This window comes from Comamonas sp. AG1104 (assembly GCF_003350425.1).
Classification (GTDB): domain Bacteria; phylum Pseudomonadota; class Gammaproteobacteria; order Burkholderiales; family Burkholderiaceae_C; genus Comamonas; species Comamonas testosteroni.
This window is the reverse complement of the sequence record NZ_QQAS01000001.1, coordinates 513,934-536,269: the sequence shown is the minus strand read 5'-3', so window position 1 is coordinate 536,269 and position 22,336 is coordinate 513,934. Positions and strand designations below refer to the sequence as shown.

General features: G+C 61.7%; 20 protein-coding genes and 1 pseudogene. 18 read left to right on the top strand and 3 right to left on the bottom strand.

The genetic code is table 11. The features are described 5' to 3' along the window. The first annotated feature begins 149 nt into the window (after positions 1-149). The 5 genes and pseudogenes from DFO48_RS02385 to DFO48_RS02370 all read left to right on the top strand — a co-directional run bounded on the left by DFO48_RS02385 (position 150) and on the right by DFO48_RS02370 (position 5,051). Entirely contained in the window at positions 150-1,328 is a 1,179-nt protein-coding gene (locus tag DFO48_RS02385; protein WP_114862413.1) for a metallophosphoesterase, read from the top strand. A 422-nt stretch (positions 1,329-1,750) separates the two neighbouring features. Continuing rightward, positions 1,751-1,903: pseudogene (locus tag DFO48_RS25545) on the top strand (zinc ribbon domain-containing protein); the annotation flags it as partial. 177 nt (positions 1,904-2,080) lie between these two features. After that, positions 2,081-2,620 (top strand): zinc ribbon domain-containing protein, encoded by a 540-nt coding sequence (locus DFO48_RS02380; protein WP_233506326.1) that lies wholly within the window; start codon positions 2,081-2,083, stop codon positions 2,618-2,620. Between the two features lie 5 nt (positions 2,621-2,625). After that, positions 2,626-3,288 (top strand): hypothetical protein, encoded by a 663-nt coding sequence (locus DFO48_RS02375; RefSeq protein ID WP_003079603.1) that lies wholly within the window; start codon positions 2,626-2,628, stop codon positions 3,286-3,288. A gap of 65 nt (positions 3,289-3,353) precedes the next feature. After that, positions 3,354-5,051, top strand: a complete 1,698-nt coding sequence (locus DFO48_RS02370) for a zinc ribbon domain-containing protein (RefSeq protein WP_114862411.1) — start codon at positions 3,354-3,356, stop codon at positions 5,049-5,051. 98 nt (positions 5,052-5,149) lie between these two features. Here the strand turns inward: DFO48_RS02370 and DFO48_RS02365 are convergent, their stop codons facing one another. The 3 genes from DFO48_RS02365 to DFO48_RS02355 form a co-directional block, all read right to left on the bottom strand. After that, positions 5,150-7,015, bottom strand: coding sequence for an enterochelin esterase domain-containing protein (locus DFO48_RS02365; protein WP_114862410.1), 1,866 nt, complete (start codon positions 7,013-7,015; stop codon positions 5,150-5,152). A gap of 16 nt (positions 7,016-7,031) precedes the next feature. Then, entirely contained in the window at positions 7,032-9,245 is a 2,214-nt protein-coding gene (locus DFO48_RS02360) for a TonB-dependent siderophore receptor (protein WP_114862409.1), read from the bottom strand. A gap of 155 nt (positions 9,246-9,400) precedes the next feature. After that, positions 9,401-10,681, bottom strand: coding sequence for a hypothetical protein (locus DFO48_RS02355; RefSeq protein ID WP_114862408.1), 1,281 nt, complete (start codon positions 10,679-10,681; stop codon positions 9,401-9,403). Positions 10,682-10,814: 133 nt separating this feature from the next. Here DFO48_RS02355 and DFO48_RS02350 point away from each other — a divergent pair, with 133 nt between their 5' ends. From DFO48_RS02350 to DFO48_RS02290, 13 genes are all read left to right on the top strand, one after another. Next, positions 10,815-12,008, top strand: a complete 1,194-nt coding sequence (locus DFO48_RS02350; RefSeq protein WP_114862407.1) for an MFS transporter — start codon at positions 10,815-10,817, stop codon at positions 12,006-12,008. 846 nt (positions 12,009-12,854) lie between these two features. After that, positions 12,855-13,445 carry a prepilin peptidase gene (locus DFO48_RS02345; protein ID WP_114862406.1) on the top strand — a complete coding sequence of 197 codons (591 nt, stop codon included), beginning with the start codon at positions 12,855-12,857 and terminating at the stop codon, positions 13,443-13,445. 32 nt (positions 13,446-13,477) lie between these two features. Next, the gene (gene cpaB / locus DFO48_RS02340) at positions 13,478-14,323 is read left to right on the top strand and encodes a Flp pilus assembly protein CpaB (RefSeq protein ID WP_003079614.1); all 846 of its coding nucleotides are present in this window, start codon (positions 13,478-13,480) and stop codon (positions 14,321-14,323) included. A gap of 66 nt (positions 14,324-14,389) precedes the next feature. After that, a complete protein-coding gene (locus tag DFO48_RS02335; protein WP_114862405.1) occupies positions 14,390-15,958 on the top strand; it encodes a type II and III secretion system protein family protein in 1,569 nt (522 codons plus the stop codon). A 14-nt stretch (positions 15,959-15,972) separates the two neighbouring features. Beyond that, positions 15,973-16,302 (top strand): hypothetical protein, encoded by a 330-nt coding sequence (locus tag DFO48_RS02330; protein ID WP_003079618.1) that lies wholly within the window; start codon positions 15,973-15,975, stop codon positions 16,300-16,302. A 163-nt stretch (positions 16,303-16,465) separates the two neighbouring features. Next, positions 16,466-16,675 (top strand): Flp family type IVb pilin, encoded by a 210-nt coding sequence (locus DFO48_RS02325; protein WP_003079620.1) that lies wholly within the window; start codon positions 16,466-16,468, stop codon positions 16,673-16,675. 187 nt (positions 16,676-16,862) lie between these two features. After that, positions 16,863-17,072 (top strand): Flp family type IVb pilin, encoded by a 210-nt coding sequence (locus DFO48_RS02320; protein ID WP_034408047.1) that lies wholly within the window; start codon positions 16,863-16,865, stop codon positions 17,070-17,072. A gap of 187 nt (positions 17,073-17,259) precedes the next feature. Further along, positions 17,260-17,469, top strand: coding sequence for a Flp family type IVb pilin (locus DFO48_RS02315; protein WP_114862404.1), 210 nt, complete (start codon positions 17,260-17,262; stop codon positions 17,467-17,469). 116 nt (positions 17,470-17,585) lie between these two features. Beyond that, positions 17,586-18,812, top strand: coding sequence for a pilus assembly protein TadG-related protein (locus DFO48_RS02310; protein ID WP_114862403.1), 1,227 nt, complete (start codon positions 17,586-17,588; stop codon positions 18,810-18,812). A gap of 5 nt (positions 18,813-18,817) precedes the next feature. Next, on the top strand, positions 18,818-19,261 hold the full coding sequence (locus DFO48_RS02305; protein ID WP_003079625.1) for a TadE/TadG family type IV pilus assembly protein: 444 nt from the start codon (positions 18,818-18,820) through the stop codon (positions 19,259-19,261). Next, a complete protein-coding gene (locus tag DFO48_RS02300; protein WP_003079627.1) occupies positions 19,258-19,701 on the top strand; it encodes a TadE family protein in 444 nt (147 codons plus the stop codon). The genes DFO48_RS02305 and DFO48_RS02300 overlap by 4 nt, the downstream gene beginning before the upstream one ends. 15 nt (positions 19,702-19,716) lie before the next feature. Then, the gene (locus DFO48_RS02295) at positions 19,717-20,877 is read left to right on the top strand and encodes an AAA family ATPase (protein ID WP_003079630.1); all 1,161 of its coding nucleotides are present in this window, start codon (positions 19,717-19,719) and stop codon (positions 20,875-20,877) included. Positions 20,878-20,904: 27 nt separating this feature from the next. Beyond that, complete coding sequence (locus tag DFO48_RS02290; RefSeq protein WP_003079632.1) at positions 20,905-22,320, top strand: CpaF family protein; 1,416 nt, start codon at positions 20,905-20,907, stop codon at positions 22,318-22,320. The last annotated feature ends 16 nt before the right edge of the window (positions 22,321-22,336 follow it).

Below are 22,336 nucleotides of genomic sequence, written 5' to 3'. Positions count from 1 at the left end.
TTCATCGCGGGGACACCAACGCTTGCTATGCTCGCGGCAATTTTTGCAGAACTTGCGCAAACAAGAATGCTACAACGGCCTGCCTTCTGAGGCAGTCGGCCGAGCTGGGCCCTTTTTGCGCAAGTCGTTTTTTGGTTTCTCCGCTGCCCATGGTCTCGACTGCTGCTTTCGTCATCCCTCTTCTGGCTCTCTGGCTCTGGTGGCCTGTCTCCAGTCTCAACGGCACCTCCCGTCTGGCCCGCCTGCTGGCCGTGCTGATCACAGGCCTGCTGGGCATCGCGCCGGCCTTGCTGCTCAAGGCCGTGCAGACCAATGCCCTGCCCTACGCCGTGGTGGCGCGCCTGCAGGTTCCCGGTGGCTGGATTCTGGCCATGCTGCTGATGCTGGCGCTGTTCGTGCTGCTGCGCGATGTGCTGTGGCTGATCGCCCGGCTCATGGGCCGCACCGGCCTGGCGCAGCTGCTGCACCTTCCCGCACTCACCGCAGCCGCCGTGGTGGCCACCGGCTGCCTGAGCGCCATCGGTGTCTTCAACGCCCTGCAGCCGCCCAGGGTGCACGAGCAGCAGATCGCGGTCAGAAACCTGCCCGCTGCCCTGCAGGGCCTGCGCATTGCCGTGCTGGCCGATATCCACGCCAGCCCGGTCAATGATGCAAGCTATGTGCAGACCATCGTGCAGCGCACCCTGGCCACCACGCCCGACCTGATCGTGCTGCCCGGCGATATGGTGGACGGCGATGTCGCCACCAGCCGCGCCCATGTAGCACCGCTGGCCGCCTTGAGCGCACGCTACGGCGTCTGGGCGGCACCGGGCAACCACGAGTACTACAGCGGCTATAACGCCTGGATGGCCGAGTTCCGCCGCCTGGGCCTGAATTTGCTGGAAAACCGCATGCAACTGCTGAACATCAAGGGCAGCAAGCTGGCCCTGTCCGGCATCGGCGACCCGGTGTTCGGCCGCACCTCGCCCAACAACGCCGACCCCGAGGTCCCCGAAGGCATCCCCCCCGATGTGGACGCGGTTGCCGCCCAGGCCCGCAAGGCCGGCGCACCGTTTCATATCCTGCTGGCACACCAGCCCAAGTTCGCGCGCGACAACGCGGACAAGGGCGTGAACCTGCAGATATCGGGCCATACCCACGGCGGGCTGATTCTGGGCATGGACCGCTGGCTGGTGGCTCCCGTCAACAACGGTTTTGTGCGCGGCGAATATGACGTCGGCAACATGAAGCTGCTGGTCAGCAGCGGAGCAGGCCTGTGGGCCGGTTTTGCCATACGCCTTGGCATAGCGCCGCGAATCGAGCTGCTGACGCTGGTTGCGCAGCAGTGATTACCGGCTTTGCAGACTCCCGGGGTTCCGCAAGGCCCGTATTTCGTTGAAATCTTTACAGCGCAAAACACTCTCAACCATTTGAAGCATTTGCAAAAATCAAACAGATTTCGAGATTCGAACTTTTCTCGGCAATCCCGGCCTCCATAAAGCAGCTGATTTACGGCCTTCTTTTCAAATCAGTCACTTGCACCAGAACTCCCTTGAAATTTAGCGCGCAGTCTCATTAACCAAAACCCCATTCATGGATTGCCATGCCTGACAAAAAGCTGTCAAAACCAAGCGTACTTACATTCCCATAAAGCGATCCAACAGGCTGCGGCAAATGCGCCGCTAAGATACAAATCATTTTTCATGGGTCCGTACCGGTTCATGCCAATGCGCAGAAACCGGCCCATATTCCAGGCATTGCCAAGGCAGCAATGCCGCCGAGCGGCCATTCCAGCGGACTCTTTTCTCGATTGCAGACCATGAATTGTTCCCAATGCGGCAACCCGCTCTCTCCCAATGCCAAGTTCTGCAAGAGCTGCGGCGCCAGACAAGAGCCGGACGCGGCAATCACTGCTGCTGAAAAAATCTGCAGCCAATGCCAGGCTGTCTGCAAACCCGAGGCCCGCTTCTGCACACGATGCGGCATGGTGTTTGAGCGCCCCGTCGAAAACTGTGCTGCAGCGGCAACTGCGCAGCCCATGCCTTCAGGTGCCTCGCAGACCATTGATGGCGCAAGCATGGCTCCGCCCTTGATCGAGCCCATGGATACACCCGCACCAAGGCCGCCACAGTCGGAGCCCGTCGCATTTGCGCCGCGCAACGACCGCACACCGGCCTTTCCCCAGGAGCCGGTGCGCGGCAGCAATGCCTGGATCAAATGGGTGGCGCTGGCACTGCTGATCGCTGCCATTGCAGGCGGAGTGATGATGGCAAGCAATATGAAGGGCCTGACCGGCGCGGGCAATAGTGCATCCGGTTCGTCCCAGGCCGGCAAGGATGGGATTTCGCCCGAAGACAAAGCCAAGGCCGACGCCCTGGTCGGCCCGCTGGGCGGCAGTACCGCAGCGCAAACGACACCTGCCGAAAATGCCACGATTGCCGGCGCCGTAGACAACGCGCCCGCCACCGCAGTCGCCCCTGTGGTGACGACCCCAGACACTGTCAGCGCCCCCCCCGCGCCAGCGGCCAGCCCGCAGCTGTCCCCAGCCCCGGCATCTGGCAAACCGCCCATGCCGGCCCCTGCAAGAACACCCGCAGTCAAGAAGAACACCGCGCCATCGCTGGATGACCTGCTGGATTGAAAGCCATGAAAAAACTCAAACTCACTGTGCTGGCCTGCGCCGCAACCCTGCTTGGCGGCTGCGCCACCTTGCAAGATGCCTCCACATCGCTGAGCTGCATGCTCTCGCGCGTCACCAATTCCGCCGACCCCAGCTGCGGCCCCGGCGGCAGCGCGCCCGCAACCGCTGTGTCGGGCGGGCAGAACGAGCGCTTTGCGCGTCTGCAGGCCGCTCTGGATCAGGAAACCCAGCAGGCGCAAAGCATGCAGGCCCAGGCCGTGCAAGCCATGCACAAGCTGCCGCCCAAACAGCGCGCCGTGGCCGGTCCGGTGCAGACCAGAACCGTCAGCATCGCCGATGCCCAGTCGGGACAGGCACACCAGATGCGCAGCTTCTCCGCCCTGACCGTGGAGATGCCGCTGGCCGCCAAGGGCCGCAAGGAATACACCCAGGCCATGAATGTGCTCAAGGAACTGGCCAATGAACTGGCCGACAACCGGGGCTCGTCGAGCATCGTGGTCGATCAGTCCGATGAGGACGTCAAGGCCGGGCGTGTGAATACCGCCACAGGCACCACGCAGTCCAAGGGCGGCAAGCCCGTGACTGTCATCAAGAAGATCGATACTGGTCTGCCCGCCGGCGTGGAGCGCTACACCATCGAAGCTGGCGAGATCCGCGGCAAGCTTTGACACCCGGCAAGCCAGCGGCTCATCGCGCCACACCAGCCAGCCTCAACCATCAGACAGGACAAAAAATGAGAGAGCAACCCCTGGGAGAAATACGTTTTGCCACCCTTGCCAGAGCCGCCGAAGGACTGACTCAGTGGCGACCGCTGCTGCTGTGCTTTCTGACGCTGCTGCTGACCGGCGCACTGATAGCAGGCGCGGCCTGGATGCTGGTCAAGGCCGGCTTCTTCATGTACCTGATCTTCATGCTGGCGGCGGTCGTCGCGCTGCTGGCCGGCTCTTCAGGCGTGGGCATCATGCTCATGGACAAGGCCAGGAACGAGCCCGTACGCTCCTTCTCGGCGGCTGCATCGGCCGGTCTGCTGTGCCTTCCCAAATTCCTGCTGGTCGGTCTGGCGATATTTGTTGCCACGCTGGCCTACTACCTGCTGGCTGCCGTCATTTACTTCATCTGCAAGATTCCCGTGCTCGGCGGCATTCTGGCCTTTGTGGCCCACCCGATTCTGGTGCTGGTCGCCGCAGCCTTGCTGATCGCCATGATCTGGGTCGTCGGCCCGCTGATGGGTCCCGCGCTGTGGAGCGGCCTGTCCGTCAAGGCTGCGCTGGCCAATGTGCTGAGCATCGCTCGCAAGCGTCTGGTCGAAGTGGTGCTGATGGAAGTCGTGCTCTATGTCATTTTGGGCCTGGTCTGCTTCATGCTGTTTGCCGGACTGCTGCCTGCCACCGTCTCCCTGACCGGGATGGCCATGAGCATTACCGGAGATGCCGGCGCCATGGCCGGCATGTTCATGGGCGGCGGCTACGGCCGTGGCTACGGTGGTGGCTTCAATCCCATGGGCATGATGGGTGGCGGCAGCACCGGCCTCATCGCCGGCCTGGGCGTTCTGTACTGTGTGGTGGGCGCACTGCTGGCCCAAGTCGCCATCATGGGCATGAATCTGATCTATCTGCAGGCTCGTGAAAGCGTGGACCCTGCCGAGGCCGAGGGTGCACTGGACAGCCTGATTGGCGATGTACGCAAAAAAGCCGAGGAAGCCAAGGCCCAGACCATGGCTGCCGCAGAACGCACCATGGCTGCGGCCGAGCGCGCCAAGCAGGCTGCCAGCGAGCGCCTGCAGGAAGCCACAGCCAAGCCCGCCGCCACCGACACCCCGCCCGGCAACGACAGCAATGCCAGCGCTGGCGCGGTAACGACTGGCGCAGTAACGGCTGGCGCAGCAGCGGCTGCCGCAGGTCTGACTGCCGCCACAGCGGCATCCACCGAACAGGCATTTGCAGAGCAGCAGGCGCGCGAGCGTGCTGCCGCCGATGCGGCGGAAAAAGCACGTCAAAGCGCTGAAGAGGCTGCCGCCCGCCAGCGTAGCGAAGCCGAAGCGTCACGCCTGCGTGCCGAGGCCGAAGCAGCCCGTCTGAAGGCTGAAGCCGAGGCCGCCGAGCAAGCTGCACGCGAGCGTGCGGCCGCCGAAGCTCAGGAACTGGCCGCACGCCAGCGGGCCGAAGCCCAGGCCGCAGAGCGCGCAGCACAGCAAAAGGCCGCTGAGGAGCGCGCCGCAGCCCAGGCTGCCGAAGAAGCACGTCAGCAAGCCGAAGCCGAGAAACTGGCCAGGCAGCAGGCTGCCGAGCGTGAAGCGGCCCGCGCCCGCGCCGAAGCAGAGGCAGTCGAGAAAGCCCGCCTGGCTCAGGCTGCGCCGAGCTGCCCCGCCTGCAGCGCCCCTGTAGCCGCCAATGACCTGTTCTGCGGCGAATGCGGCAACAAGCTCAAGTAGAAGCTTGCATAAAAAAGGCCTGCAGCGCTTGCAAACAAGCGCTCCAGGCCAAAAGCAAAAAAGGGGCTTCAGGCCCCTTTTTTTTGTGCTCCCCGGACTCAGAGCCCGCAAGCCTGTTCGACCTGCTCCTTGAGCCCCTTGTTCGATGGCTCTCGCCCCGTCAGCGCCAGCAGCCCGCAGGCCAGCGAACCCTGCCAGTGCACATAGTCATGACCGGTGCTGTGCACACGCTGCACGACCTTGTTGCCCTTGGCACGCAGCACATCACCCAGCTCCTGGCTGGTTTCGCGTATGCCTGCCTGACCACCGCGAGCCCCTTCGTATAGGCCGGCATCAAGGTAAAAGCGAATGGGCAGTTGCGGTGTTTGCTCATACTGGCGAGCCAGCCAATTGGGCGGCTCGCCCTTGGGTGCCCACCAGTAGGAGCCCGAAAGACTGAGCACATTGCCAAACCACTGCGGATAGCGCAGCGCCACATAGCTTGAAGCCAGGCCGCCATAGCTCGATCCTGCAATCACCGTACGCTCAGGCCCGGCCGCTATACCCTGTGTCTTGAGCCAGGGCATGAGCTGCTTGCCCATGAAGTCGGCAAACACCGGGTTGGGCGGCAGCTCGCGGCTGCGCGCGTCGCCTTGGCCATTGGCCACCAGCACGACGGCCGTTGCAGGCAGCAGGCCGTCGGCCATCAGGTTGTCGATGATGGCGGGCGTGGGAACCTGGCGCAGATAGGCCTGGGCGTCGAACAGCACCAGCAGGGAACGCCCAGCCGCATCGGCCTGCTGCCAGCCCTGCGGCTTGTAAATCCAGATATCGCGCCCATTGCCCAGCGCCTGGCTGCCCAGCCAGTGACGCTGCAACTGGCCAGTTGCCACGCTGGCACGGGACTGGCTCCAGGGCTGGGGCGGCGCCTTGGCCAGTGTCAGCACGGAGCGCCCGTCGTAGCGATCCTGCACCGCCTGCAGATCCGCAGACCGCCCCCAGCTCTGGCGATTGAGGGGGTCGCGCTGCAAGGTGGACAGAATGGATCGGCGCTGAATCATGGCATCGGCCGAAACCTGAGGCACATCGGGCGCAAAGCCATAGCTGAGCCGTGCATCCCTGGGCATGACGAAACTGGCCCACCAGACATCGCTGCTTCCGAGGCGCTGCAGCGGCTCATGATTGCCCGATGGACTGCCGAACAGTCTCACGGACTGCCCGGCGCCGCGCCAGACAAAGCTCACCAGCTGATGCTCGGCATCCCAGGGCTCGATCAGCGGCGTGCCCTGGCGTTCCATTTCCTGCCAGAAGCTGCGGCTGTCGCCGCCCTGCGCCAGCCGCTCCTGCAAGGCCTTGAGCCTGGGGCTGCGCAGCGGCTCGGGTTCGATCTCTGCCGCAGGCCCATGGCCAGCCGCCAACGGCGCCAGCACCTGGGTGATCGTCAGCTCGTAGGCGCCAGGACTGGGCGCGGCATGGGTCGGTGCATCGCTGTGCCCGCCCTGCGCCACCGACATGCCACTTGCTGACGATGCATAAGGCAGGGCATTCTCTGCGCGCAGCACCAGACGCTCCTTCGCCTTGCCCCGGCTTTGCCAGGTGAATGCGTGATCGACGCCTGCGCCCTGACTCAGCCGCCGCAGATGGCGTCCGTCAGGCGTTTGTACATCCAGCACCACGCCCAGCGCCTGCAGATTGCCGCGCACCACGGCTCCGGCCGGAGCCTCCAGCTGCAGGCTCAGCGTCTGCCCCGGGGCCAGCCTGCCGGAGAGCGGCTCCCGCACCGAAAGCAACGAGGCCGCCTTGCCCTCGCTCTGAAGAGTGCTGGCCGGCAAGGGCCGGGCCGCACCGGCCGGGCCGCCGATGCCGACGCTGGCCGCAGCCAGCAGACCTGGAACAAGCAGGGAGCGCAGCCCTTTGCCCGGTGGCCTGTGGCCCCTCACCGGCAATGGCAATGGCAATGGCAACCCTTGATGACTTTCATGCATTGATGCTTCCTCCGCCTCAGAAGTCCACCGCAGCGCTGATGCGCACGGTGCGCGGTGCACCCACGGTCAGGAAGTTGTCGGCAAAGGCTCCAGCCCAGTAGTTGCGACCAAAGACGTTGTCCACCGTACCGCGCAAGACCACTTTCTTGTCGGCAACGCGCGTGGTGTAGCGGGCGCCGACATCAAAGCGCGTCCAGCTCGGTGCACGCAAGGTGTTGGCCGAGTTGACCCACTGCTTGCCCGTGTGCACCATGCGTGCGTTCAGCGCCAGACCGGCCACGCCCGGAACATCCCAGTCTGCTGCCAGATTGGCCGCCCAGCGCGCCGCGCCGAAAGCATCATGGCCGTCGTTGTTGGCGCCCTGAGTGCTGGTCAGCTTGGGCTGCAGGTACGTGATGCCGCCCAATACGCGCAAGCTGGAGCTCACGGCACCAAAGGTATTCCACTCCACACCGCGATTGCGCTGCTCACCATTGAGCTTGAGTGTATTGGCCGCCGTATCGATGGTGGTCGAAGGCTTCTCGATCTGGAACAGCGACAGCGTATTCGTCCAGCCTGCGCGGCGCCACTTCACGCCCGCCTCCATCTGCTTGGATTTGTAGGGCGCGAATGCCTCTCCTGCATTGGCATAGGTGGAGCCGACCTCAAGGCCGGGGCTCAGCCCCTCGATGTAGTTGGCATAGAAGGACAGATCCTCGCCCCAGGGCTTGGCCACCAGGCCCAGCATGGGAGTGACAGCGCTCTCGTCGTAGCCCTTCATCTTCTGATTCACGCGCTGGTGGCGTGCGCCCAGCGTCAGCTGCAGCCTGTCCTGCAGCAGGCTCAGGGTATCGGCCACGGCGAAACTGCGGATCACATTGTCGTTTTCCTGGCGCACGGCATTGCGAGGGCCTGCCAGAACCGGCAGCACCGGGTCGTAGATATTGGTGGTGTAGCTGCTGCTGACCACGATGGGCAGCGCGCGCCCGCTTTGCTGCTGCAGCTCGTTGAACGAGAACACCAGCTGATGGCCCACATCGCCGGTCTTGAAGCGTCCGCGCAAACCCGCATCCAGCGCCGTGCTGTTGGTGTAGCCCTGCAGGTTATAGGTCTGACCTACGGCAGAGCCGTCGCCCACCGCATTGAGCACCACACGTGTGCCCGTGGGCTGGCCTGCATAGTCATGCCAGGCCTTGCCCAGGCTGCCGTAGAGCTGCCAGCTGTCGCTCAGCTCGAAACTGCCGCGCAGCGCCACCGACTTGTTCTCCACTTCGGTGTTGACGCCGCGGAACAGATTGTTGCTGGCATCCGGCGCCGCAATCAGATTCTTCATCTTGCCAAAGCTCACCATCACCGGGCTGCCGTTGTCCAGATTCACCTTGTAGTGATAGGCATCCAGCCCCAGCGTGAAGCGATCGCCCTGATAGTCGAGCGCCACGGCACCCAGGCGGCGGCGGCGCTTCTGGTCGTCGACCTCGGTTTCCCCGCTGGACAGCGCACCGTTAAAGCGTATGCCCAGGCGGCGCTCGGGGCCGAAGCGCCGCGATACATCCACATGCTCCTGCAGCTGCGAGCCCGAGGTGAAGGTGGTGGTCAGCCGCGTCAGATCCTCGGCCAGCGGCTTCTTGCTGACCACATTCACCACACCGCCCACCGCTCCATTGGGAGCCATGCCGCCAAGCAGCGCGCCCGGGCCCTTGAGCAGTTCCACGCGCTCGATCATCTCGGTCGGCACATGGCTGTCGGGCGCCAGGCCATACAGGCCGTTGAACGCCACTTCGCTGGCGTTGACGTCGAAGCCCCGAATCACATAGTTCTCGTTGACATGGCCGGTATTGGTGGTAAAGCGCACCGAAGAGTCGTTTTCCAGCACGGCAGCTACCGTGGCCGCATTCTGGTCGCGGATCAGCTCTTCGGAGTAGGCAGTGATGTTGAAAGCAGCATCCATCACATCCACATTGCCCAGCAGCCCCAGCGCTGCCCCCTTGGCGACTTGGGCACCAGGGGCAAGCGCGGGCAGAGCGCTGCCGTCCTGCCTGCCAGAAACCGTGACTTCGCCCAGGCGTTTTTCCTGCGCATCCGGCGTCTGGGACTGCGCCTGGGCGCCGGCACTCAAAACCACCAACACCGCCAGCCCCACGGCTGAGCGGGGGCTGCGGCAGGCCGCAGAAGAAAGCCAATGCGCGAATGGCGCGAACTGTGTGGATGCCGGCTGCACCTTGCCTGCGCCGCCACGAACCGGGGTTGCCATGTAGACCTCGTTTTTGATTGATCTCCTATGGCTAAAACGAAGTGCGTGGCTAAGGCTTATTAAGAATGAATCTCAATTCCGTGAAATTGTATAACACGCAAACCTTCTTAAAAAGATAGCAGCAAGCGATTTCCATGCATAGCGATAACCCGTTTTCAGGGCTGAGTACCGGCGGGCTTTTCCGCCTCGCAGTTCTGCTCGGCGTTCTCGCTCATCAGCACACGCACCACCTTGTGGGCATCGGCATCGAAGACCGCGATATCGGGGCAGTAACGGGCACCTTGGGGCGTATCGACCTTGCGGTAGCTTGCGCCATAGGCCTTGAGTACTTGGGGTGGCTGTCCAGGTCTGGGCTCGGCCAGTACCTGTACCTGGTTCTGGCCCATGGTGGCAGCGGGATCGGTATCGCACCAGTCGGCAGCGGGCTCCTGCCCCAGGCTCAGCTCGCCGCCGCGCTGGTACAGGCCGCCAGGCCAGCGCACATGGCCTTGTGCATAGGCCGGCATCTGATAGCAGGCCATGAGCTTGCCGCCCTTGCGCACCGGCAGCATATAGCTTTCGGCCTGCTCGACCAGCTCCGGCCCGGTGGGCTTCCAGGCATAGATGTCCACGCCATGGCTGCAGCAGCTGGCACGCCATTCGCTATAGATGCGTTTGGCCTTGCCATCAAAGGCGGGCGAGGTGATGTCCTGCAGGGACTGCGGCCCCAGTACCAACTTCTGCGTACTCGGGTCGTAAAGCCAGGTTCGGTGCGCAATATTCGGCCCCGCAGGCAGATCCAGGGCCTGGGTCAGGTCCGGCCAGCCGTCAAAATTCGCATCCACCCAGCTCGGCTGCACCAGCCAGCAACTGCCCACGGCAGCGGTCGGCAGGCTTTGCTTCAAGCGTCCCTGCTCATAGACCTGAATGGCTGAAACCTGAAGATCCGTATGTTCGCCGCAGTCCGCCAGGGAGCGCAGCTTCTGATTCATCAGCAGGCGCAACTCGTAATGCAGCGCATGGGGAAAATCCGGTGGCTGGCGCAGCAGATGGACCGGCCAGCGCCTTTTGCCATCCATGGACTGCCACTGGCCCTGCAGACGCTGCGGCGCCATGCCCGGCAAAGCCGCCAGCGACCAGCGGCCCGAAGGCCTGGGATCGCTGGCCCCCGTCATGGGCGTTTCCGTCAGCTGTCCGCTTGCCGTGCCTTCCAGATCAAGCGTGGCGCCGGGCCGATTGCAGGGTTCATAGCAATAGCTGCCGCCGACGGCACCGCCCAGCCGCCATAGCTCCAGCTTGACTGCCTTGCCGGCGATCTCGCCACGATAGCTAGCCGACCAGACCACTGCTTCATGCAGGGTGTCTGTCTTCTCGGCATGCGCCATCGACGCCCAGCTCATGAGCGCCATCGCGATATTCAGGCTCGCAGCCCGGCCAGTCAGGCATTTCAACGTCATATCTCTTCCATTCACTTCGATCACCAGGCTCGTATCTGCATCATGCCCGCAGCAAGCCTTTTAATGTGCGGCCAATATGAATGCTGCAAGATGTGACAGATCTGCGCACAAGCATGGACAGCCAAAGCGATTTATGCAATCAGACAACAACACACAACAAAGCCGCAATATGGGCCTGCTGGTCGCAGCCCAATCCCTGGGAGGAGCCTCTCCGCCCATCATCATCTCGCTGGGCGGGCTGGTCGGGCAGCAGCTGTCGTCCAACCCCACGGCATCCACCTTGCCGGTCAGCATCTACCAGCTCGGACTGGCGCTGTCCACCCTGCCAGCGGCCTGGATCATGAACCGCATGGGCCGCCGCGCGGCCTATGTGCTGGGTGCCATTTTGGGCGTGATCTCCGGCGTGGTCGCCGCGCAAGGCATTGCCCACAGCGACTTCGTCACCTTCTGCATCGGCACGGCGCTGGCCGGCTTCTATGCGGCCTGCGTGCAGAGCTACCGCTTCGCCGCCACCGATCTGGTGAGCGAGCCCGCGCAGCAGGCCAAGGCCATTTCGCGCGTGATGATCGGCGGTCTGATTGCCGCCATCATCGGCCCGCAGGTCGTGATCTGGACCCGTGACGCCCTGCCTGCGACCCCGTTTGCCGGCAGCTTCTACAGCCAGGCGGCCCTGGCCTTGCTGGCCCTGCCCCTGCTCATGGGCCTGCGTCTGCCGCCGCCTCAGAGAAAAAAGGCCGTGGCTGACGACGCCAGGCCGCTGGGCGAGATTGCCCGCACGCCCCAGTTCTTCGTGGCCTGCGCGGCCGGTGTGGTCAGCTACGGACTGATGGCGTTCCTGATGACCGCTGCGCCCATGGCCATGGTGGGCTGCGGCCACAGCGTGGGCGAAGCCGCCATGGGCATCCAATGGCATGTGCTGGCCATGTTCGTGCCCAGCTTTTTTACCGGCAAGCTGATTGCACGCTATGGCAAGCGGCCCGTGACAGCTCTGGGCCTGCTGATGATAGGCGCGGCCGGTGTGCTGGCCTTGATGGGCCTGGATATCTTCCACTTCTGGGGCTCGCTGATTTTGCTGGGCGTGGGCTGGAACTTCGGCTTCATCGGTGCCACGGCGCTGCTGACCGAGTGCTACCGCCCCTCGGAGCGCGCGAAGGTGCAGGCACTCAACGACTTTCTGGTCTTTGGCACGGTGGCCGTGGCCTCGTTCGGATCGGGCCAGCTGCTGCACAGCGCTGGCTGGAACGGCATCAATATCGGCATGCTGCCCTTGGTGGCCGTCGTGCTGGTGCTGCTGGGCCTGCACAGCCAGCGCAGGGCAAAGGCCTGAAGCTGCGCCGATGTTTGCCGCCTTCAGACAGCTATCAAAATAGAAGCTATCACCACCTTACTGGCAATGGAATCAATGGATTTCACCCATGAAATCCATTCAGGCAAAGCGCTTGAAGCTATATTTTTTATAGCATAACATTCCCTGTGAATGCACCGATCGGGTGTTGCCTGAAGGCCGCCTCAACGCTCGCAGCAGACCGTCTGCAGGACCGCGCCGACAGGCCAGGAGGGAATGCCAGCCTCCAGCCGGGCTGCAGCTTGCCGAGGATTACCCTGGCCTCATCCCTCAAAGCGGCTACTCAGTCCTGCCGCAGCCTTGCCCCAAGTCGTGATGCCGACGCCCGGGCCTGCCCCGCCATGCAGCAGCGGCCACTTCAGGCCCCGGAACATGGGTAACGCCCATAGCGCATTTCAGCGCCTGCCGGGCCCACCGAGCCAGCTCCCTCTTCAAGCCATGTCAGCGCCTTCGCCGCCCCCCGGGCGCCTTTGCGCGCGGGCTCCAGGCAAGGCCTTGCGATCGCGCTCTGTAGCCAACACCGACCGTGGGCCGATCTGCGTCAGCAAGCGCATGAGACCAATGCTTACGCAACCTACAACGGCGTCACATTTGCATCTCACGCGGATTAGAAAAATTCTTACGAACTCGAATATTGATAAGCGATTTCTATAGGAATACTATTTCCACAAAATTAAACAAAAGAATGAAGTTGATAGAAAAATTGTATTTAGTCACATATCGTCCGAATCCTGTAGACATCAGTCAGATGAGCTGAACGCAGCAGACCGCCAGCGTCAACTCTGAGGCCCGAACAGGATTCGCTGAACACAGGACTGGAGATTGACCATGACATCTTCCGAACTCAGCGCAGCATCCGAACTCGTGGCCGCCGTTTTCACCGAGCCGCGTTCGCTGATCCTGTTGCTGCTTTTGCTGGCAGCCAGCATCAGTGACCTGCGCACACGGCGCATCCCCAATCGCCTGACCTTCGGTGGCATCACCCTGGCCCTGCTCTATGGTCTGCTGGCCCACCACCCCCATAGCGGCGGCTTTTTCTGGGCACTGGGCGGCATGGCGGTAGGCCTGGCATTGATGCTGCCTCTCTATCTGCTGCATGCCATGGGAGCCGGCGACGTGAAGCTGATGGCCATGGTCGGCAGCTTTCTAGGCCCCGCCGCCACCTGTCAGGTCGTGATCTTTGTCTTTATCACCGGCGGCTTGGCAGCCATCAGCTACGCACTCTGGCATCGCATGGCCGGCAAGCTGGTGCGCAACTCGGCCGAGGCAGTGCAGTTGCTCTACGTCAATGTCGCTGCGGGGATCCGTCCCGATGCCCGCTCCAACTCGGCGCATTCGGTAGGCACCTTGCCTTACGGCGTCAGCATCGCCCTGGGAACCCTGGCGTTCCTGGTCGCTCGGCAGTTCACCTGGGTCTAGTCACTTACATCACGGCATAGCGGGAGCCTCCCATGAAAAACCTCAAAGCTTTGGGTCTGTTTATCCTCGCAGCACTGGCCAGTCTGGCAGCGGCTGTCTACGCCGCCAACTGGGTGGCCCAACGCGGCAGCCTGGACGCCGACAAGGTGGTTGTCGCTGCCACCGACATTCCACTGGGCGGCAAGATCTTGCCGAACATGCTGAACACCGTGGACTGGCCGCGGGGCTCCATACCCGATGGCGCATTCCATGACATGCAACAGCTGCAGGATCGCGTCGTCAAGGTCGGCGTGCTGCGTGGCGAAGCCGTGCTCGAAGGCAAGCTGGCACCCGTAGGCACCAAAGGCGGACTGGCAGCCGTCATCGCTCCGGGCAAGCGGGCCATGACGGTACGCGTCAACGATGTGGTCGGTGTTGCGGGCTTCGCCCTGCCCGGCAACTACGTGGATGTGGTGGTCAATGCCCAGCAGGAACAGAACGGCAAGACAGAAGAGTCGCGCCAGATCAGCAAAACCGTGTTGGAGAACGTGCTGGTTCTGGCCGTGGCCCAGGAAGCCGATCGTGACGAGACCAAACCCAAGGTGGTGAGCGCCGTCACCCTCGAGCTGAGCCCGGAAGATGCCGAGAAACTCGATCTTGCACGCAGCGTGGGCAATCTTTCACTGGTGCTGCGCAACCAGATTGACAAAGATCCCACCAGCACTGCAGGCATCACCAAGCACCAGCTGTTTGGAACACCAGAGGCAGCCCCTGCACCGGTCAAGGTCGCAGCTCCTGCCAAACCCGTGATGCAGCGAGCCAGGCCCGCACCCCAGGCTTCGACAGCCACCTGTGTCGAAGTGATCCAGGGCGGCGCTCGAACTCTCAACTGCTTCTGATCTTCTACTCGCAACAACTCAGAGAGGTCGGCCGTGCAACACCATCACCTATACATAGCAGCCAGCATGCTGCTCGCCAGCTCAGCGCCTGTGCTGGCCCAATCTGCGGGCACGCCTGCTCAGCCCGGCCCCGTGGCTGCGGCAGCTCCCGCAGCGCCCCGCAACACCTTGCCCGCCAGGAATTGCACAGCCATCCGCACGGAGGATCCAACCACCGTCACGCTGGGGAAATCCGTGGTCATTCCGCTGAGCTCGCCCATGGCGCGCATCCTGGTCAGCGGCCAGACGCCCGGAGCGGGCCAGGCAGCAGCGCCCATGGCCGCGAATGCCCAGCCGCAAATGCAGAACGGCATGGGTGATATCGAGGTCCAATTGCTCAGCCCGCGAGACCTGTTCTTTCGCGGCCGCAAGTCTGGCTCCATGAACGTCATCCTGCAAAACGCCCAGGGTGCCTGCTTCATCAAGGACGTGATCGTCACCATGGACCCGGGGCCGCTGCAGGCCAAGCTCAGCGAGCTCATGCCCGAGGAACGCAGCATCCGCGTCCAGGGCGCCGACAATGCCCTGGTCCTGAGCGGAGAGATCAGCAATCCGCTGCGCCTGGACGATGTGGTGACGCTCGCCGGCGCCTACAGCGACAGCAAGAAGATCGTCAACCTGCTGCGCACCACTTCGCCTCACCAGGTGATGCTGGAAGTCAAGATTGCCGAGGTCAGCAAGACATTGCTCGACAAGCTCGGTGCCAGTCTTGCGGGCCAGCGCATCACCAGCAATGGCATGAATACATTCTCCATCGCCTCCAACTTCCTCAGTGGCGGCGGCGGACTGCTGAGCGCCATGCGCATAGGCAAAGGCTCAATCAGCATTGACGGCCAGAAAGACGACGGCCTGGTGCGTATTCTGGCCGAGCCCAACATCATGGCCATCAGCGGCCAACAGGCCAGCTTTCTCTCGGGCGGCAAGATCTTTATTCCCGTGGCACAGAGCAATACCACTGGCGTGCCAGTGATGACGCTGGAGGAAAAAGAGTTCGGCATCGGCGTCAAGTTCACGCCCACCGTACTGGGTGGTTCACGCGTCAATCTCAAGCTGGTCTCAGAAGTGTCCGACCTGTCTCAGACAGGCTCACCCTTCACCGCCATCAATGGCGTCACCTCCGTCATTCCCTCGCTTTCGGTGCGACGCGCAGACACCACGGTGCAGCTCAATGACGGGCAAAGTCTGGTCATTGCCGGTCTCATCAAGAACAACATCACCGAGGCCGTCAAACGCTTTCCGGGACTGGGGGAAATACCGGTTCTCGGCGCACTGGCCCGCAGCACCGAGTTCCAGACCGATCAGACCGAGTTGATGTTCATCATCACTCCGCGCCTGGTACAGGCACTCGCAGAAGCACCCAGAGTGCCCACCGACAACCATGTGGTGCCCTCACGCGCCGAGGTCTATCTCAACGGTGCGCTGGAGAGCTCCAAGCCCGCGCCAGCCGCGAAGACTGCGCCCGCCGCAGCCATGCCGTCCGGCACTGCAACCCCAGCTCCGGCACCTGCCCCGGTAGCAGCACCACAGGAGCTGCTACCGCAAGCACCGGCCGAGCCCTCGGTTGACCGTCCCGCCCCCCTGAACCCGCCCACCTGAACCGGAGGCAAGCCATGATCGAACGCAGCATCCTATTTCCCGTGGCCCTCGCCGCCCTGCTGGCGGGCTGCGGCAGCACAACCCCGCACTACGACGCTCGCTTTGGCGAGGCTGTGCGCACCGCCCGCATGCAGATGACCCTCAACCCTGAAGCCGGCAAGGCTCCTGGCGTCGGTGTTGATGGAGCCACTGGCATGGACGGTCGAGCCGCAGCGCACACCATGGAACGCTACGAGCGCAGCTTTAAAACGCCACCGCAGGCAGTCAATGTCATCAATATTGGCGGCTCGCTGACCGGCAACCAAAGCGGCGGTGCAGGGGGAGGCAGCGGCGGTACGCCCTAGTCCCTGGAATCTCCAGATCTCAGTTCATCAGTTCCACACCATTGAATTTGAAAGGAGAACAGATCGCATCGCGGCCTTGCACGCCACTTACCGCCGGCCCAGCAAACCGGCACCCAACCCGTGTAGATGTTTTCGATCCGTTACTCACTTTAGAGGTATCACCATGAACAGCATCGCTCAGCAATTTGGCCGTTCCCTGCAAGCCTTTGTCCAGGATGAAGAAGGTGCGCAGATCATCGAATACGCGCTCGTCGTAGCCGTAGTGTCCATCGGACTGATTCTTCTGATGAAGTCTTCCATAGGCAACGCCCTCTTCACTGATTGGCTCACCAAAGTCAAGGCTTGCCTGACCAACTCGGCCAGCTGCACCTAACTGTATTGAGAGGTAAGCCATGACGCAGCCGCGCTAACTGTCATGGCCATCAGCAAAGAACCGATAAAGACGCATTGCACCATGAAAAACAGCCCGCACTACTGGACCGCAACCCGGCACATGCGTGGTTCTGGCGCCGCGCCATAGCGCCAGCATGGAATCGTTGACCCAACTTTGAGGTATCACCATGAACAGCATCACTCAGCATTTTGGCCATTCCCTGCAAGCCTTTATCCAGGATGAAGAAGGCGCGCAAATCATCGAATACGCACTCGTTGTGGCCGTGGTCTCCATTGGCTTGATCCTGCTAATGAAGTCTTCAATCAGCAACGCCCTCTTCACTGATTGGCTCACCAAAGTCAAGGCTTGCCTGACCAACTCGGCCAGTTGCACCTAACTGTATTGAGAGGTACGCCATGACGCGGCCGCGCCAACTGTCATGGCCATCAGCAAAGAACCGTTCGAGGCGCATTGCACCATGAAAAACAGCCCGCACTACTGGAGCACAACCCGGCACATGCGTGGTTCTGGCGCCGCGCCATAGCGCCAGCATGGAATCGTTGACCCAACTTTAAGGTATCACCATGAACAGCATCACTCAGCATTTTGGCCATTCCCTGCAAGCCTTTATCCAGGATGAAGAAGGCGCGCAGATCATCGAATACGCACTCGTTGTGGCCGTGGTCTCCATTGGCTTGATCCTGCTGATGAAGTCTTCGATCAGCGACGCCCTCTTCAATGATTGGCTCACCAAAGTCAAGGCTTGCCTGACCAACTCGGCTAGCTGCACCTGACTCTATCCACAGATAAGCCATGGCGGTCGTCTCGTCCGTCATGGCTCTCCAGCCAACCACTCCATTCGAAACACATCATGAGAAACCACCCACACCTCAGGTCCAAAGCCCGGCCCATGCGTGGTTCTGCCACACAGCGGCGGCAGCATGGTGCCTTTCTGATTACCTTTGCCCTGTTCATGCTGTTCCTGCTGGGCTTTATGGGCATTGCATTGGATTTGGGCCGGCTGTTTATCGTCAAGACCGAGCTGCAGACGGCCATGGACAGCTGCGCGCTGGCAGCGGCACGAGAACTCAATGGTCAATCTGACGCCATCACGCGCGCCCAGAACGCAGGCATGGCGGCGGGTAACAGCAACAACGCCAATCTGCAATCCGCTAACTGGAACGGACAGGGAAAGCTCCCCGCCACTGGCATCAGCTTTCGGAAACAGGATTACGTCACTCCGACATCGGACGGCAAGCTGGCACGTTATGCCGAATGCCAGTACTCCATGAGCAGCATCAAGCTCTGGCTGCTGCAAGCCATGGGGGCCTTTACCGGCGATAGCGCCACCTGGCCCAATACAGGCACCGTGGAAGCAAGGGCCGTGGCAACTCGCGCGCCTTCACAAAGTGCCTGCCCAATTCCCGTGCAACTGAAAAAGGCAAAGTTCGATGCACTGAACAGTTCGCCCGGTGGCGGCAAAGGCACCTGGATCGTCGCCATGACCAAATCGGGTGGCGGCAGCGACTTCGGCTGGTCCAATCTGGATGGATCCACCAGTGCCACTGAAACATGGGCTGAGCTGGAAGGGAAATACTGCAACACCCAGTTTCCCCAACTCCCCCTTGATACCAACGGCCTAAAAGCCTCGGCTTTCGAATACTGGAACCATCGTTTTGGTATTTACAAAAAGGCTTCAGACACCCCGTCTCAGAACCCTAGTGCGAGCCGCCCCGATTTCACGGGCTATATCTACACCGACACCAACTGGCCGAGCAAATTCAATGCCTACGACGGTCCTGCTCAAGGCGGCACCTCCAACTTCATAACGCAGCGCCAATCGTTTACCCCTTGTGGGCCCAGCTGTCCCGCCAAAGGCAATGAAACCGTGATAGGGACCGCCGAGATCAAACTTTTTGGTGCCGACCGCCGCCTGGTACTCGTCCCTGTAGTGAATACCGGTGGCTATGTCGTCAATTTCGCCTGCATGTTGATGCTGCAACCGCTTCCCAGCCCAATCAAAGACGACATTTCCCTTGAATACCGGGGCAATGCCACCGACCTAGACAGTCCCTGCACCACCACCGGTCTGGCAGGCGGTACATACGGCCCATTGGTACCCGTCCTTGTAAGGTGAACATCATGCGCAAATATCAGCATCGACAACAGGGGGCAGCGCTGATTGAGCTGGCGCTAAGCATTCCTTTCATGATCATGCTGAGCATGATCGTCATCGAGTTCGGCCGTGCCCTTTACGAATACAACACGGTGACCAAGTCGGTACGCGATGCCGCGCGCTATCTCTCGGCAAACACGCCTAACACCTTATGCCCTGACGCCCAGAATCTGGTGGTCTACGGTACAACGACAGCGGGCAGCCAACCCCTAGCTCCCGGACTCAAGACCAGCGCCGTGAGCTGCAGCTGGCAGACCACGGGTGCACTCCCGCTGATCAATACCGTCACCGTCACGGTTACCGGGTATCACTTCTCGTCACCGATATCCAGCGTGTTCGGCCTGCAGCTGTTCACCAACGGAGGCATCAACTTCGGCAATATCACCGCCACGATGAGGACGCTGACATGAAACACCTCACTCAACGCGGCTCCACACTCATTGAATTTGCACTGGGGCTGCTGATCTTTCTGATGTTCCTGCTGGGCGTGGTGGATTTCAGCCGCCTGCTCTACACCTGGACCGCGGCCAACGAAGCCACACGTGCCGGTGCTCGCTATGCGGTGGTGTGCGATGACCGAAACCGGCAAACCAAGGTGCTTCAGCACATGCAGAACCGGCTGCCGCAAATCACCGCTGTGGACGTGATTTGGAAACCCGACAGTTGCACGACTGCCACCTGCAAGAGCGTCACGGTAAGCATCCCTCAAGACGGTCTGAAGTTCCAATGGATCGCGCCCATCGTGGGGTCGGCGGCGCAGACCGTCATCGACATGCCGGGATTTAGCACCACCCTGCCGCGTGAAATCATGTACCAGGACTCCAACGCCCAATCGGACTGCACCCCTTGACCAGCGAGAACTCGTATGAAAATCGCCATCATCTCCCCCAACACCGCCCATCTCCGCGAGATGGCCCATGTGCTGCAAGAGCAGTCGCACCAGGTGCAGACCTTCGAGGGTGGCAAGACCCGCATGCCCACGATTGCCGAGCAGGAGCTGCCGGATCTGATCATCGTCGATGGTATGTGCTGCGACCCCGCAGACCTGGCTCCGGTGGAACAGGTAACCACCCATCACCCACGCATGGCCGTGGTCCTGCTGTGCGCCCAGCAGACACCAGAGTTTTTGCTGCAATCCATGCGGGCGGGCGTGCGCGAGGTTCTGCCATCGCCGCCGCCGCCGCAGGCGCTGGCCGATGCCGTTCAGCGCCTTGCCAGCAAATTGCAGGACAGCACCACCAACCGTGCACAAGGGCAAGTCATGGCCTTTCTGCCCTGCAAGGGCGGTGCCGGCGCCACTTTCCTGGCCACCAACCTGGGCTGGGCGCTGGCGCAAAAGCACTCCGTGCTGCTTATCGACCTGAATCTGCAGTTTGGCGATGCGCTGCCCTATCTGCATGAAGGCAAGCCAAGCTCGACATTGGCGGATGTGGCACGTGACCTTCACCGCCTTGACGCATCTTTTCTCACCGCCAGTACGGTAAAGATCACACCACGCCTGCATGTGCTGGCGGCCCCCGAAGATGCCATGCATGCCATGGAAGTGGAGCCCGGGCATATTGAGGCCATCGTGCAACTGGCTGCCACACACTACGACTTCGTGCTGCTGGACATGGGGCGCGTGCTGGACCCATTGGCTCTACGCGTGCTCGACAAGGCGCAGTGCATTGTTCCTGTGCTGCTGCCCAACGTACCCGCCGTTCGCAATGCGCAAAAGCTGCTGCGCATGTTCCACGATCTGGGCTACCCGCAAAGCCGCCTGCATCCGGTGCTGAACCGGGTGGACAGGCGCAGCGAAATCGGTCTGTCTGAAGTGCGCAAGACCCTGGGCCTGGAACAGCAATGGCGCAGCATTCCCGACTCAGCCCAGGAAGTACAAGCAGCCATCAATGCTGGAGCACCGCTGGCCGAATCCGCTCGCAGTAGCAGCGTGGTGCGCGAGCTGACGGCCTGGGCCGATGCGCTGTCACCTCGAACTCATGAAGAAAACGGTAATTTCTTGAACCGGCTCTTTCGCCGGGCGTAGGCATCTGTATTGCAGAAGGAGACTGTCATGTCACTACGAGATTTCTTGACCGCGCCATCAACACGCACGCCCAAGCCTCTGCTGCAGGTCGTGTCTGAGTCCGCAGATATGTCGGCCATGCCCGCAGCAGAGCCTCCTGCGCCATCCACCCCCATCTATAGTCACTCTGCGGCCTATCTGGCACTCAGAAGCCGCATTCATGCCAAGCTGCTGGAGCGGTTCGATCTTGCTGCCCTGGATGCAGTATCCGTGCAGACACTGCAGCAAGAAATTGCGACCATGACCGAGCGACTGCTGACTGAGGACTCCGCGGCCATCAACGATCTCGAGAGAAAAATGCTGATCCGAGATATCCAGCATGAGATGCTGGGTTTCGGTCCACTCGAGCTGTTGATGGCCGACCCCTCGGTATCGGACATCCTCGTCAATCGCTACGATCAGATCTATGTGGAACGCCAGGGCCGGCTGGAGTTGACGCCCGTTGTCTTTACCGATGAAAAGCATTTACTGCGCATCATTGACAAGATCGTTTCACGCATAGGCCGACGCATCGACGAATCCAGCCCCATGGTCGATGCCCGCCTGCCAGATGGTTCGCGCGTGAATGCGGTCATCCCGCCCGTGGCCCTTGATGGCCCCATGATGTCGATCCGGCGCTTTGCACGCATCCCTTTGCGCATGGAGAATCTGATCAACGACCTCAAAAGCCTGACACCTGGCATGGCCCTGGTTCTTGAGGCTCTGGCCAAGGCCAAGGTGAACATGATCATCTCTGGCGGCACCGGCGCCGGCAAGACAACGCTGCTCAACATTCTCTCCAGCTATATTCCAACAACGGAACGCGTGGTCACCATCGAGGATGCGGCCGAGCTGCAACTGCAGCAGCCTCATGTGGTGCGCATGGAAACGCGCCCGCCCAATATAGAGGGCCGTGGAGAAATCACGCAGCGATCCCTTGTGCGTAACGCACTGCGCATGCGCCCTGACCGCATCATCATCGGCGAAGTCCGGGGCGCCGAAGCGGTAGACATGCTGCAGGCCATGAACACCGGCCACGAAGGCTCATTAACGACCATCCATGCCAATACGCCACGCGACTCTTTGGCTCGACTCGAGAACATGGTCGGCATGGCAGGCCTCAATCTGCCGCACCAGGCCGCACGCCAGCAGATTGCATCGGCCATTACGGTGATCGTGCAGGCACTCCGGCTCACGGATGGCAAACGCAAGATCACCAGCATCCAGGAGATCACGGGCATGGAGGGGGATGTGGTGACCATGCAGGAGATCTTTGCCTTTACCCAGACCGGGATCGGCGCCAATGGTGAAGTCCAGGGATATTTCCACGCCACGGGTGTCAGACCCAAGTTCGCCGATCGGCTAAAAGGCTTCGGCATTGCGTTGCCCGACAGCATCTTCGCTCCAGAACGCCACTATCAATGAACTCCGCAAAAAGGTG

Bases quoted from the DNA above. Each gene is read 5' to 3' on its own strand.
- DFO48_RS02385 (WP_114862413.1), top strand. From the start codon at position 150: ATGGTCTCGACTGCTGCTTTCGTCATCCCTCTTCTGGCTCTCTGGCTC.
- DFO48_RS02380 (WP_233506326.1), top strand. From the start codon at position 2,081: ATGGATACACCCGCACCAAGGCCGCCACAGTCGGAGCCCGTCGCATTT.
- DFO48_RS02375 (WP_003079603.1), top strand. From the start codon at position 2,626: ATGAAAAAACTCAAACTCACTGTGCTGGCCTGCGCCGCAACCCTGCTT.
- DFO48_RS02370 (WP_114862411.1), top strand. From the start codon at position 3,354: ATGAGAGAGCAACCCCTGGGAGAAATACGTTTTGCCACCCTTGCCAGA.
- DFO48_RS02365 (WP_114862410.1), bottom strand. From the start codon at position 7,015: ATGCATGAAAGTCATCAAGGGTTGCCATTGCCATTGCCATTGCCGGTG.
- DFO48_RS02360 (WP_114862409.1), bottom strand. From the start codon at position 9,245: ATGGCAACCCCGGTTCGTGGCGGCGCAGGCAAGGTGCAGCCGGCATCC.
- DFO48_RS02355 (WP_114862408.1), bottom strand. From the start codon at position 10,681: ATGACGTTGAAATGCCTGACTGGCCGGGCTGCGAGCCTGAATATCGCG.
- DFO48_RS02350 (WP_114862407.1), top strand. From the start codon at position 10,815: ATGCAATCAGACAACAACACACAACAAAGCCGCAATATGGGCCTGCTG.
- DFO48_RS02345 (WP_114862406.1), top strand. From the start codon at position 12,855: ATGACATCTTCCGAACTCAGCGCAGCATCCGAACTCGTGGCCGCCGTT.
- cpaB (WP_003079614.1), top strand. From the start codon at position 13,478: ATGAAAAACCTCAAAGCTTTGGGTCTGTTTATCCTCGCAGCACTGGCC.
- DFO48_RS02335 (WP_114862405.1), top strand. From the start codon at position 14,390: ATGCTGCTCGCCAGCTCAGCGCCTGTGCTGGCCCAATCTGCGGGCACG.
- DFO48_RS02330 (WP_003079618.1), top strand. From the start codon at position 15,973: ATGATCGAACGCAGCATCCTATTTCCCGTGGCCCTCGCCGCCCTGCTG.
- DFO48_RS02325 (WP_003079620.1), top strand. From the start codon at position 16,466: ATGAACAGCATCGCTCAGCAATTTGGCCGTTCCCTGCAAGCCTTTGTC.
- DFO48_RS02320 (WP_034408047.1), top strand. From the start codon at position 16,863: ATGAACAGCATCACTCAGCATTTTGGCCATTCCCTGCAAGCCTTTATC.
- DFO48_RS02315 (WP_114862404.1), top strand. From the start codon at position 17,260: ATGAACAGCATCACTCAGCATTTTGGCCATTCCCTGCAAGCCTTTATC.
- DFO48_RS02310 (WP_114862403.1), top strand. From the start codon at position 17,586: ATGCGTGGTTCTGCCACACAGCGGCGGCAGCATGGTGCCTTTCTGATT.
- DFO48_RS02305 (WP_003079625.1), top strand. From the start codon at position 18,818: ATGCGCAAATATCAGCATCGACAACAGGGGGCAGCGCTGATTGAGCTG.
- DFO48_RS02300 (WP_003079627.1), top strand. From the start codon at position 19,258: ATGAAACACCTCACTCAACGCGGCTCCACACTCATTGAATTTGCACTG.
- DFO48_RS02295 (WP_003079630.1), top strand. From the start codon at position 19,717: ATGAAAATCGCCATCATCTCCCCCAACACCGCCCATCTCCGCGAGATG.
- DFO48_RS02290 (WP_003079632.1), top strand. From the start codon at position 20,905: ATGTCACTACGAGATTTCTTGACCGCGCCATCAACACGCACGCCCAAG.